Here is a 12,460-nt window from a genome sequence, read left to right on the forward strand (position 1 = left end):
CTAAAGTGGGCTTGAAATCGATTCGTTGAATCGTTTTACGCTTCGGGAATCCTTTTCGTTAATTGCTGCGCAAATAGAATGTCACTGAAAAAATCGTGCATAGTTTTTCTACCAGTAGATGAAAAATCTTAATTTTCATGTAGTGAGAAAGGTAAGGAGAATGACATGGCGACGCGTAAAATCAGACCTAGACAATTTATTGATGAGTTTTACCCTGATTCAGGGATATGCAATACCACCATCATAAACTGGATTAAACACGGCAAGCTTGAGGGCACTAGAACGCCAACGGGCCGATATTTAGTCTGTGTTGACGACGAGATCGGGAACCCTGCAGATAGGGTGAGTGAACTTCTAAGATTCTTGGAGTCATAAATGGTTGGTAGAGCTAGAAGCAAAGAAACGGCTCATTACCCTCCATTCTTGGTGAAAATGAGCCATAGGGGGCAATCTCGATTTCGGTTTACAACCGTAGATGGTGTGAAGAAGCTATTTCCTATCGGGACTGTAGAGCAAGAAGCGATACAAGCTGCGCATGTTTATAACTTGCAGTATCGCCCTGAGCTAGGAAGCGCGTTCTCCCTTTCTGAGATGACCCCATTTCGCAAAGCTGTCTCTAAAGGCCGCAAGGACAAATTTAATCGGCCTTTAAAAGAGTGGCTTCCATTAGTGTTGTCTCGTGTGAAGAAAGAAGAACGGCTTTCCAAAGACGTTTATCGAAATTTGGAGAGGGACTGTTACCGCCTTGATGAGTTTATGGGGCGGTTGCCAACCAAATCGATCAAGTTACAGCATATCAATGAGTTCCTTTCGAAATACTATTCAGAGTTAAGTAATCGTCAGCTCAACAATAAGATCAGTAACCTTAAAAAGGTGTTTTCCTACCTTGCCGATGAAAGCGCTATAGAGAGTAATTTTGTTCTCAATAAAAAACAGCGTCGATTGACCAGAGAAGATTACACCAAAGCTCGCCACGACCTAGATATCGAAAACTACCAAAAGGTCTACGATGCAGCGCCACTGTTTCTTAAGGTCGCAATGAGCCTAACTCTTGAGACGACTCATGCTGTGAGGGAGATCTATAGGCTTCGTTATCGTATATATAAACCACGGGAAGGCGTTTGTGGGATTCTTTGGAACCCTGACAAAGAGGTGGAGTATGTTGATGGGCATGCTGTGTATGGAATGCTATATGTTCACCGAGAAAAGGTGAAAAAGTCCGATGCTTCCACTGTCGCCATTCCTGTCACTCAGACGATTAAAGACATTGTCGATCTTTCTAAAACATCGAGATTGATTTGTCCTTATATCGTTCACCGTAAACCCAAACAGCAGCAACGTGGCATTTCAAAAGAGACCGACCATCTTTACCAAGTGCATCACCACAATATAAGTAAAGAGTTCAGTAAGGTTCGAGACTCTTTAGGGCTTTATAGTCACCTAAAGAAATCGCTAAGGCCGACCTATCATGAAATTCGAGGGTTAGCTGCTCGAATGATTGAACAGCAAGGGCAGAGCGCTACCGAGCGAATGGCACACGCGAACGCTAAAACGACAAAAATCTATACAGGCACAAGTGACATTGTTTGGCACCAAGTGCCACCTGTTGAGGTTATGCCGAAAAGTGGTCAGAAATGATTTTTGTCAGTTGTTTAGTTTTGGAGGAATTCGGAATCCGAATTTGATAAAGGGTCGCTTTACCTTATTAACTTTAATTTGAATCTATGCACATGGTATTGACTCGAAAACGGTTACTGAATACAGTCAGATATAGGTTATGCGCGACCTATCAGCTCACGGATGAAGCGAAAGCAGCGCGAAGTGAATTATCACTTCATCGATTTTGTATCTTTATTACGGTTCGTGAGCCCGTGAATCTAATAGGATGCTTAATCATGCTTAAATACCCATCAGTGAGCCAATCTGAGGCCCACGCAAAGTACATTTCAAGAACTTTAAAGATCAAGCTCAGTTTTGCAAAAGAAGCTGTCGCATTTATGTATGGTTGTGACAATTTTAAAGAGTTATGCAGTAGCTCTGATCTAGCGGTACTCGACAGTAAGAACAAATACTCGACAATTCCAAACAAGCAGGACTTAGAAATATTGAAGGTCTTGTTACAACCTCACTTACCTGCTATTCGTGCTCACTTGAACCCCGATATCCATTTGGATTGTTCCGTATTGGGAGCAGTAGTAAACAATAGGTTAAATTGTATATCTCATGCTGCTGTGAACCATCTCCTTTCATTGGGAGACTCGTTTGATTGGAGCGATGCTAAATCCGTCATCAATGAACTTGAATTTGTTGATGGTACTGTATCGACAGTACTGGCAAGTCGAATTGTCATGAATAGAGTCAAAAACAAAGTAAACCCCTGGATAGAGTTTTCATCGTTCGGTATCAGAGCATATGGTTACTATAACTTCTCTGGTAAAACCGTCTGTATTGAGATGCGCGAACTCGATATTATGTTTAAGTATCCGAATAGATATAGAGATATTTCGAGCCGTAAATGGATTGGTGATTATGTCATTGGTTTTTTAGGAGTGCTTGCAAAGCAGTTTGAAACCTTAGGGTATACAGGGGAAATACAGCTTTCAAATGTTAACTTTCCAATAAACTTAGCAAATGAGATTAACACCCTAAGGGAAGAGATAAGAAGTGCTGATCTAATACGTGGAGTAAAAGTTCCACTTGATGTTTTGATAAATCAAAATGATCCACAAAACATCTGGCTAAGAGAAAACCTAGTAAATGAAGTAGGTTAATACCAATCTCATAAAGCTAAAAGACTTCAGTCGAAATAGCTCTATTGTAGAGGCCGAATATGAATATATTCGGCCTTTTTTGCGCCTAGCTAAAAGGGTATCTAGTCCTGTCACTCCAAAATTTGGGGAGTGACAGGACGGGCAGCACTCACCAATAGGGGGCTACAAGCGAATTATCGGAATTGAAAAAGAATGACGGCGAGAATCTATGGCGCTGAGAGCGCCTCAAAAGTTGCGAGTAGAATGAGCTGAGACAATAATGGAAGAGAACTAAAAAGCAGCCGTTGCTGCAAAGACTACTAGACGAAGAAATCCTTTAATTACCAGCGCATTCTTATCTCAAACGCCCAACGGGCTTCTGGGAATTAGCAATTGCACATGGCTTACAGTCATTCAATTGTTCGGAATTTCTGAACCGCGCAGTAGTCTCGCTTCATTACTTACTGACTTGATTTAAGCAGTAGGCGTTCATTCGAAATGAACGGGAGCAATAACACTAATCTGAAATCGCATTGATACTTACTACTGTACCCATGAAATAAGAACCTTGAAATGACTGAGATAAGAGCCGCCAACGAAAGCGGCTCTTTTTTTTAGAATCAACATATTGAGGTAGCACTATGGCAACGAACTTTTTTTACCAAATTACCCGAGTACTAAATCGTAACCCCGATGGCTCTAAAGCGACTCAAGCAGAGCGAAAGAAGATACTAAAGTTAGCTGACAAACAACTAAGAGAGCTTAACGTCAGAAAGCTTGAGCTAAGGAACTTGGGCCGCAAGCATATCGAGAAGCTTGTAACTCATTGGCAAGATCAAGGTCTAGCAGCAGGCACAATCAAGACGCGTATGACTCACCTGCGCTGGCTCTCTGAAAAAATCGGGAAGCCAGGGTTAGTTCCTAAAAGCAACGCTTCCCTTGGTATTGAAAACCGCAAATATGTCACCAACCAGAATAAAGCCAGATTCTTAGTAAATTCAAAATTAGCAACACTCGATGACAGGTATCTTGACGCGAGTTTTCGTTTGCAAGCCGCGTTTGGTTTGCGCCGAGAAGAATGTATGAAAGTCCAGCTTCATTTGGCAGATAGAGGCGACCATTTACATCTAGTAAAAACCAAAGGCGCAAGACCTAGAGATGTGCCTATTCGGACTTTGGAACAACGTCAGTTAATTGATGAGGTGAAAAAGTGGGTAGGGGATCGCTCTTTAATTCCAGAAAATGCTAAGTACGTTTCTCAGATGAAAAGATACGAACGAGCTTGTATCAAAATGGGCTTAGACAAAGCGCATGGGTTACGGCATGCGTATGCGCACCAGCGATACGTTGAGTTGACGGGTTTTAATGCTCCTGCTGCGGGAGGGCCGTCAACCAAGGGATTAATAGGAGAGGACAAACAGCGTGACTTTGAGGCAAGAATGGTGATCACTGAAGAATTAGGACACGGAAGAGAAGAGGTTACCGCCGTTTACCTAGGTCGCTAAAGCTCACAAGTTAAGTTCGGATTCCTAATTCGGAATCCGAATAATTATAACTCGCTATTGGACAGAAGCGCGTTAGAGTATTGGTTCTAACATGCGAGATTGGGATTAGACAAAGTATCTTGAAACCTTAAACGCTTGTATGTGTAATTTTCTATGTACTTCCTTAAGGACTCTTTCGGTTCAAACAAAGGGCTAACTGGAAGTTTAAGATTCAGTTTTTCTATTTCTACTGCCGAAAAGCTAAAGATATTTTCAAACTCACGCCAATTACTTTTGCTGACTTTTTTTATGATTCGAGAGTCCAGCAACAACTGGGAAAACTCTTCAGGGCTATACCCCTTAGCCTCGGCAATAAAATGTTGTGCTGAGGAAATTCGACCTTGCACCAACGATAAATAAAACCTTGCGATGTCATTGACGTGGATGTATTGGTTATGACCTTGAGATGGTATAGCTACTTGAATCGTTTGGTCAGATAAAGAGTCGACAATTCGCTTTAGCTGACAGTTTTCACCGCCATAAACCAAACTAGGACAATAAACTACATGCCACTTCTTTTTAATAGCACTACCTATTGTAACTGCGTCCAGTTTCACCACATCTAAAGGCTTCAACCTAAACACTTTGAGGTCGTTGTGAGACGCATTACCGAATAGCCAAACGCCCGAAGTGTGAATTTTGGTCGCACCTTCAGCCGCTAGCCTATCCAACTGCGTTAGCAGCTTGGACTCTATATCAACTATTTCCTCTGGCGAAAATTCTGACCAATGTGGACGAGCACAATTTACAACAATATCAAAGTAACCAGATAAATCTGCGGGCACTTTAGTGAGCTTTCTAGCATCAGGTAGGACACCGCTAGCCCTGCTGTATGTCGAAACTTCAAAACCACTTTCAACAAACATCTTCGTCACGTGGCTACCAATATATCCATTGGCTCCTGCAATAAGTACTTTCATTCTTTCCCTGAACTTTGGATTACACATAACGCTTTTTATACTCCTATCATGCAGCCTTTTTAATCATTGATCAATTTACAATCAATGGGTTAATGATAGATATTGTGTATTAGATTGCAAAATGACGCATAATTTTTAAAAAGCTTACTTCGACACTCCCTCGGATAACTACAGGTAAGGCAAACGTACAATCACAGATTGTGAGTAAACTTTCGCGCTGAAAAGGAATGGGGCAAAAGCTTGTTACAGGCTTCACGCGTTGTCTGTCGTTCGGGTAACTTTTAGTCGCCTAAAACGCAGAACGACACCGATTGAGCTGGTGCCGTCTTTGATAAAAAATGGGTAAAAGCGTATTAGACGGAAATTGAGCACTTAAATGGGGTATCTTAACAGGGTAAAAAATAACACGGGCTCGTAGTTTTGGTGCCAAGTAACAGAGTAGCAACGTATAGTGAAGCTACTCTGTTCAGAAATTGAAGTATTAGGAACCATAATTAAGTTCATAGGCCAGTGCTGTATTTATCGATGGCACTTAAAAACTTATCGATGTCATCCTCTCTTTGCAGGTACGGTACGGATTTATTGTATAGGTCTAGGTGAGTTTGTCCGTACATGTAGTAAGCAGTAAAAGCTGAATCGGGACTGTTGCTATCAATGAAATTAAAGATGTACCCCTGACCATCGGAAGCTTGTTCAATTTCAGTTATTAATAATGCATGAGAATCGATCCCTTTTATTTGCAATTTTACGTAAGCGATTCTTTTTCTAACCGCTACTTCTTCATAGATCTCATCCATGTATTTTTTTAGCTTTTCAGGTGTTGTCTCATAGCTACCAGAAAGCCCATTGATCCACTGCCAAAGTAGGAGACCATCATAAAGCTGCCATAGATTTAGGTACTTTTGTATTTCCTCTTTGAATTCTATTGAGAACTCAGAAAAATTATTGAACCCGCTAATCTCTGCTACCTCTTTGGCTTTAATTAGGTTGCGGATGATCTTTTTCGCTTCTTTCTTGGAGCACTTAGGTTCATTTGGTCTGTATGTAGTAAGGTATAATGCAGCTCGCTGCAAGCGCGAATGCCACCAACACACACCTGCGTTAAAAAGTCCTCCAGTGTTTTTGAAAGCGATCAGATTCTCATTAGACTCGAAATATTCTTTAATCCCTGCTAAGCAAATGAAGTAGTTAGGAGCCTGCGATTTTTCTATGAACTCTTTTTTCGACGTTGAGGCTTTTTGATGTTTAATACCCAGTGATTTTCCAGATAGCTTCATCTCATCGGTATACATATCCATGAGACGTTGCTTTTCGGTATAGCTACTCTTCAGTCTTGCTTCGGCACTGCTCAAAGCTGCTCTTTCGTCAGGTGACAACGCGTTAATCTGTTTTGCATTGAGCTCTTCAATGTCATCTGAGTCAAAAAATTCAATTCCATCTGTATGTTTCATTCTAAATGACCTCCATAATCAGTTTTAGTCGAATGAATAGATATCACATACAATACTAGTTGCACTTTGGGAGATAACCACACTATTAGTATGACTTTTGTTAAGGTCAAGTTTAAGAGGGCAGGGTGAGGTTGTTTAAGGGGCAGGTTACTTAATCACAGCCCTACTCTTATCGCCTACTGACGTTATGATACGGTAAATCTGACCACGTAAGTAAAGGTGTGAGCATTTTGATAACTTCAGCTATGACAAATTAGCTGAATCGAAAAGTAGTAGAAATTCTACCCAAAATGACTTTGAGGCAGTTTCGTTTTGTACGTACCAGTCGGCACTATTCTGGACAATTATTAGTTACCGATTTTACTAATTTACTAGATTGAGGGTTGACTGATGTAGCATTAAGCAGTGAACGACGCCATCACTCAACTTATTTAGAATTGAACTGTAAGCACTAAATTCTACTTGAACTGAGAATGCCAATCGTTGCAAATCTGTCTTGTCGATTTACCAGGTTACTTTGTATTACGTATCCATTTTTTACTATCTTCTAGTGAACGCTTAATCTTTTGGGATTTAGAAAGCTCACTAACTGCTTTGGTGAAATCTGACTCTGACAAACCAAGCTTGTTTTGAAGTTCGGTGTCTAAATAAGTAGGAAGCTTTAGGGCTGCATATATTTTGGCTTCAGGTGAGCCAGTCATTGATTTTGTGATTACAGTTTGTGGTTTTGTACCTACAGTTTTCTTACGAGCCCATGAAGCTCTTGCATGTTTCCCTTCACCTTTCGGTAGATCTTTTCGGGCGATTAACTGCCCTTCAAACGTAAAGTCGGAAGATATTTTTACAATTAGAAGCTTATTAAAGTTTCCAGCGCGTTTCACTTTCACTTCTTCTTTATTCTTTTCAGGAGAAATCGTTTTTATTTCGATAAAGTCATTTCCTAGCTTTCCGTCTGACCCTTTAGTTTGTGGTTTATGCCGCTTGATCCCATAGTTAATTTCGGCGTATAACTCTCCTAATTCCCCCCAAATCTGCAAATAACGATTTGTAAGCTTGTAGAAAGCTTCGGCATTATTTACCAGCTCCTCAAAGATCACCTCTAACTTGGGGTTAACTTTAGGCAACTCTGAAGTGAAATTACTATCAGCCGCCTCCCATTCTTTAGGAGATAACCCTAAAGCATATAGATCTAGGTTAATATCATATGGGTTATACCCGCAAGCTGCTGCGTCACTTATCTGATCAGCGTTATAACCTTCATTATGCATGTCATGTAAATGATCCCAGTCACCCATTTGACCCCCTCATAGCTAAAACTATATGTAAATACCTAAGGCTTTACGGAGGTAACTCTTCCGTATCTGCGTTTTTATTATGTTGCTGTCGTCTATTATGAAACTCAATAAGTATAACGCTATTGTGTGAATCGAAAGAGATATTCGTAAGAAACCTACCGAAAATATCCGTATAACTACCGTACACATGGAGTAGTTTAATTATGGTCTGTTCTAGAATGTTCGAAGGACTCTGTTCGGCGGAGCTAAGAAGCAATGGAGTACTTTCGAGCTAAAGTGCCACGGGGTAAGATTCAGTGCATGAAGGTTCTGGATATTTTTAAGTTAGGAGGGGAATACCTATACGTACTCTCAATAAAAACACAACAAATATTCACATGGGAATTCAACAATCACATGTATAACGACATCTGGGATACGTTGAGCAACCATAGAAAGACATTCCAGTTTTAGCTCCCCGCTTAGCGACACGTATTACGAGCTTAGACTGGCAACGTGGGCAGGTCCTAGACTCACCGATAGCTGTTGGTGCTGGAGTAGGTATTGATGGTTTATTCTGAAAGCTTCGCCCATCTTCAATCATATGAATTAGTTCGCTGCCGTTGACCAACCAAAGGCGTTTATCTAGGGAAAAGGTAACGGCCTCAGAAGTGAAGTCTCCTGATGTTACAATAATCATCTTGCTGGCATTGTTCGCGATCATGACACCGTACATTTCCCTTAGAACTTGCACTCCCACTTTGCGAGTTTTCCAATGCTTACATTGAACAAGGCTTAATTCATTATCCTTTGTCAGCCAAATATCTACACCACCGTCAGCTTTCTGAGTGAAGGATTGTTTTACTGAATATCCTTGAGACTTGAAGTATTCCCCAATGTAACTTTCAAACTCTATCCAGTTTAGGTTATTTAGCGGTGAGGTATTTTTATGCGTTCTAAGCTGAGAGCTCGTCGTAAGAAAGGTTCTCTTCCTCTTGTACTGCTTGAAAAACGCTATCGGTGCAGGAAGCAAAAATAAGAACGTAAAGTATGGTGCCATCAAGGGTAAATTTGGAGCTATAGCTTTAAAGAGAAAGTTATCACTTTCAATGGCTAAGCTAGGCAATAGATATGAAAGTCCAAAATAAATACATGCTGATAGCAATACGCTTAGCCACCATGGAGCGTCCATTAAGTGCCATATAATCCCATCATGTTTTTTTGCCATTTCAATTCACCCAGTAGCATATTGGTGCATTAAAGCACAAGTTATAAGTACTTGAAATAGTGAGGTTGTTGATATGTGTTGGGGTAATGATTTCAGTAATACTAAATATGCTTCTTAGATGAAAAAACACAAAAGAATTTTTATCTAAATAGGCTTAGATAAAGTGCATGGTTCATTGCATGCGTATGCGGCTCAGCGATACTTTGAATTGACGGATTTTAATGCTCCTGCTGCGGGAGGGGGCCGTTAACCAAGGGACTAACCGGAATGGACAAACAGCACGACTTTGAAGCAAGAATGGTCATTACCGAAGAGTTAGGGCATGGAAGAGAAGAGGCTATCGCGGCTTACCTAGGCCGCTAAAGCTTGTAAGTTAAGTTCGGATTCCTTATTCGGAATTCGAACTTTTTTATTACTTAGACCTAAATACTTTCGCCTATTTGCGTTTGTTGGAGAGAATTATAGAACATCAACTGTCTGAATTTAGCCAAGCAGCAGCAACTAGCTCAGAGTTTTCAGGCTGCATCCATTTGCTTGAAAGCTCCGCTAACTTGTCATCAACGGAAATCTCCAAGAGTTTGAAGTCGAATTTGTTTTGCTCAGGTTCATGAGTATAACGAGACGATGAGAATTGGTTCTTAAACATATCTATTACACTAGAGTCGTTTTCTCGCGTATCACCGTTAGGGTCTACATACCAAGTCATGTACTCTTGGCGCTGCCTAACTCCTTGATTATTTTGCCATCTCAGAAATCCACAGAACAGAGAACCCGATAATGGGGCAGGAGATAGGATAGACGCAGTTTGCCCTTGGAAGCTGTAGGACTTAGCGACTTCCAACATGTGCTGCATCAACAAGTGGTCAAGGTCGAGAGCTTCAATGTTCTCGCGGTTAGATGCAATATCCCGATTCAGTGTTAAATCCAAACGAGATTTTCGCGTTCCTAAAGAGTCTTGTAACTCCTCGGACAAGCGAACCTGCCACACCTGTCCGCCATGCGTTTTATCTATGATTTGTATGTCAAGATAACCAAACATTGATTCAACAAAACTCGCCAAGTGGTGCTCGCTTGGTATGAAGCCGCCTCTAAGATCGCTTGGATCGAAACTTGATGCATGCTCAAATAACTCTTGCTGAACATTAGCGGCACTCTTAGCTTTTTCTAATGCATCATCAATTCTCTGCTGAGTTCTATGAATTCCTTCTAAAGTCGCTTCTCGTAGAATAGATTCAACGTCTACCAAATCCGCGATCTCACCCAAGATGTCATCGCTCAACCGTTCATGAAATTCATCACCGACGGTGGACAGATCATTAACAACTTCATTGATTCGTTCGTACATGAGCTCAATGATTTGTTCATCAGCTGTTCCAGGGGAATGGATATTAAAAACAATAACACGCTTCTTTTGACCGTAGCGGTATAAGCGCCCAATCCGCTGAACTAAGCGCATAGGGTTCCAAGGAAGATCATAGTTCACCATAATGTGACAGTTTTTTTGGAGGTTAATACCTTCTCCACCAGCTTCGGTAGAAATCAAAAACTGACCACTTTCTTCAAATCGTTTTATCGCTTCCCTTCTATCTGGATGTTTCATTGAACCGTTGATCAGTTCGACCTTATTACAACCAAACCTTTTGTTTAATGCTTCAAGTAGGTAGTTTTGTGTGGAGCGATATTCGGTGAAGATTAGAACTTTTTCGTTGAGGTTATTGTTAAGTATCTGGCTGATAATTCCATTTAGAAATTCGTTAATTTTTTTATCATTGAGAAGTAGGGTTTCGCTTTTAGCAATTAATTCATCCAAAAGCGCTATCTCGCCATCGAAAAACTCTTTAGCAGAGTGGTCGAAATTCTCTTCGGACTCACCGATATATCGTTGGTCTGCATCTAGCAGGTCTTCAAGTTTTGGTAGTTGCCCTAGTTCTCCTTCCAAACGTGCTTTACGGCGTTGAAGTGCGGAGTTTATTGCTTTAGCACTTGAAGCTGCGAGCTTCCGGTATATGGTCATAACAAAACCGATAGCGTTACCTGCACTACCGAGAGATTTTGCTTGTGCATAGCCTTTACGGAGATAACTTTGCAAATCACGATCAAAAGCTGAAAATGCTTCATCAACTTCAACTGTAATCGCTTTAGTGACCTTGCCTTCAAAGATGAAATTGCCTTCAGCATCAGTTACATCAGATTTGTTATTTCGGTAGAGCATTTCCTTCAAAAGCTCTGGGTTGAGCTTTAAAGTGTCGATTTTCTTTTTTAGGTCTGGTCGCAGTAGTTCAAGCAAGCTAATAAACTTGTCGTGTTTTCCTTGGTGAGGTGTAGCGCTAAGCAAAATTAGAGCATCAGTCTTCTTCCGCAGAGATTTAGCTAGTTTGAAACGCATTGAACTATCAAAGCTCATACCGTTTTGACGACGGCTTAAACGGTGCGCCTCATCAAAAATGATGATATCCCAAGAATCCGCGTGCATTAATTTCATCAGATGTTCGGGATCTTTAAACCTGTCGATAGACCCAATTACGTGATTGTACATACCCCATTCGCGAGGTTCATCGATGTTAAAGTTATCACCGTAAATACGGAAATCGCCAAACCCAAATTTCTCATGTAACTCTTCTTTCCATTGCTGGGTAAGACCTGCGGGAGTTACTAGCAAAATTCGACGTGCCATCCCCCTTTGGTTAAGAGCTTTGAGTAGCATTCCCGTTTCAATGGTTTTCCCTAAACCGACGTCGTCAGCAATCATCCAGTTCAGATTTCCATGAGCGAGTATGTGGTGTACTAAATGAATTTGATGTGGTAGAGGATCAATATCTAGCTTCGACAAAGCACCGGAATTTTCATTCCATGTTTCAATAGCGTGTGCTAAAGACTTAAGCCGAAATCTTTCAGCTGCATCTGCTGCCCCTGTATCTTTCCCGAAGTACCTTAATTTTGGGCCTTTTATAAATTTGAGTGACTCATATGGAAGCCATATTTGTTGTCCTTTGTTGGGAAAGTCGACAAGCACCTGTTCACGATTGGCAATAGTTCGAACACTGACGACATTGCCACAGCCTAGAGACTGTTGAGAGAATGACAAGGGTTTATGGCGTACTTCCATATTACGTTGAAACCCACAGGTAAGATGTTCTACGCTAACAGTTGATGCGCCACCTTTAAACCACTGAACTGTGGCTAAAAGCTCTCCGGTGTTTTCAGATATAGATTCAATGATTCCCCAACTTTCACCATACTTCACTGCAGTTCCGGTGATTGGCGTGAGCCTGTCAGATGTATCTTTCATAGGT

General features: G+C 41.1%; 9 protein-coding genes and 1 pseudogene. 5 read left to right on the top strand and 5 right to left on the bottom strand.

The window, feature by feature from the left end:
• Positions 1-165: 165 nt before the first annotated feature.
• From AC3CIA_RS06000 to AC3CIA_RS06015, 4 genes are all read left to right on the top strand, one after another.
• Positions 166-375, top strand: a complete 210-nt coding sequence (locus tag AC3CIA_RS06000; RefSeq protein ID WP_010434910.1) for a MerR family transcriptional regulator — start codon at positions 166-168, stop codon at positions 373-375.
• Complete coding sequence (locus tag AC3CIA_RS06005; RefSeq protein ID WP_102413546.1) at positions 376-1,638, top strand: site-specific integrase; 1,263 nt, start codon at positions 376-378, stop codon at positions 1,636-1,638.
• Between the two features lie 257 nt (positions 1,639-1,895).
• Positions 1,896-2,771, top strand: a complete 876-nt coding sequence (locus AC3CIA_RS06010) for a hypothetical protein (RefSeq protein WP_488518689.1) — start codon at positions 1,896-1,898, stop codon at positions 2,769-2,771.
• Positions 2,772-3,391: 620 nt separating this feature from the next.
• Positions 3,392-4,255, top strand: a complete 864-nt coding sequence (locus tag AC3CIA_RS06015) for a phage integrase N-terminal domain-containing protein (RefSeq protein ID WP_488518690.1) — start codon at positions 3,392-3,394, stop codon at positions 4,253-4,255.
• A gap of 86 nt (positions 4,256-4,341) precedes the next feature.
• Here AC3CIA_RS06015 and AC3CIA_RS06020 read toward each other — a convergent pair whose 3' ends face one another.
• The 4 genes from AC3CIA_RS06020 to AC3CIA_RS06035 all read right to left on the bottom strand — a co-directional run bounded on the left by AC3CIA_RS06020 (position 4,342) and on the right by AC3CIA_RS06035 (position 9,167).
• Positions 4,342-5,214, bottom strand: a complete 873-nt coding sequence (locus AC3CIA_RS06020) for an NAD-dependent epimerase/dehydratase family protein (protein WP_488518691.1) — start codon at positions 5,212-5,214, stop codon at positions 4,342-4,344.
• A 500-nt stretch (positions 5,215-5,714) separates the two neighbouring features.
• Entirely contained in the window at positions 5,715-6,665 is a 951-nt protein-coding gene (locus AC3CIA_RS06025; protein WP_048658376.1) for a hypothetical protein, read from the bottom strand.
• Positions 6,666-7,177: 512 nt separating this feature from the next.
• The gene (locus tag AC3CIA_RS06030) at positions 7,178-7,960 is read right to left on the bottom strand and encodes a hypothetical protein (RefSeq protein ID WP_488518692.1); all 783 of its coding nucleotides are present in this window, start codon (positions 7,958-7,960) and stop codon (positions 7,178-7,180) included.
• 385 nt (positions 7,961-8,345) lie between these two features.
• Positions 8,346-9,167 (bottom strand): restriction endonuclease, encoded by an 822-nt coding sequence (locus tag AC3CIA_RS06035; protein ID WP_488518693.1) that lies wholly within the window; start codon positions 9,165-9,167, stop codon positions 8,346-8,348.
• Between the two features lie 148 nt (positions 9,168-9,315).
• On the opposite strand from AC3CIA_RS06035, the pseudogene AC3CIA_RS06040 reads away from it, so the two are divergent.
• Positions 9,316-9,530, top strand: a pseudogene (locus AC3CIA_RS06040) (integrase); the annotation flags it as partial.
• A 106-nt stretch (positions 9,531-9,636) separates the two neighbouring features.
• Here the strand turns inward: AC3CIA_RS06040 and AC3CIA_RS06045 are convergent.
• Complete coding sequence (locus AC3CIA_RS06045; protein ID WP_488518694.1) at positions 9,637-12,456, bottom strand: DEAD/DEAH box helicase; 2,820 nt, start codon at positions 12,454-12,456, stop codon at positions 9,637-9,639.
• Between the last annotated feature and the right edge of the window lie 4 nt (positions 12,457-12,460).

This window comes from Vibrio sp. QJM3NY_27, assembly GCF_057785955.1.

Bases quoted from the DNA above. Each gene is read 5' to 3' on its own strand.
- AC3CIA_RS06020 (WP_488518691.1), bottom strand. From the start codon at position 5,214: ATGAAAGTACTTATTGCAGGAGCCAATGGATATATTGGTAGCCACGTG.
- AC3CIA_RS06045 (WP_488518694.1), bottom strand. From the start codon at position 12,456: ATGAAAGATACATCTGACAGGCTCACGCCAATCACCGGAACTGCAGTG.
- AC3CIA_RS06025 (WP_048658376.1), bottom strand. From the start codon at position 6,665: ATGAAACATACAGATGGAATTGAATTTTTTGACTCAGATGACATTGAA.
- AC3CIA_RS06005 (WP_102413546.1), top strand. From the start codon at position 376: ATGGTTGGTAGAGCTAGAAGCAAAGAAACGGCTCATTACCCTCCATTC.
- AC3CIA_RS06010 (WP_488518689.1), top strand. From the start codon at position 1,896: ATGCTTAAATACCCATCAGTGAGCCAATCTGAGGCCCACGCAAAGTAC.
- AC3CIA_RS06015 (WP_488518690.1), top strand. From the start codon at position 3,392: ATGGCAACGAACTTTTTTTACCAAATTACCCGAGTACTAAATCGTAAC.
- AC3CIA_RS06035 (WP_488518693.1), bottom strand. From the start codon at position 9,167: ATGGCAAAAAAACATGATGGGATTATATGGCACTTAATGGACGCTCCA.
- AC3CIA_RS06000 (WP_010434910.1), top strand. From the start codon at position 166: ATGGCGACGCGTAAAATCAGACCTAGACAATTTATTGATGAGTTTTAC.
- AC3CIA_RS06030 (WP_488518692.1), bottom strand. From the start codon at position 7,960: ATGGGTGACTGGGATCATTTACATGACATGCATAATGAAGGTTATAAC.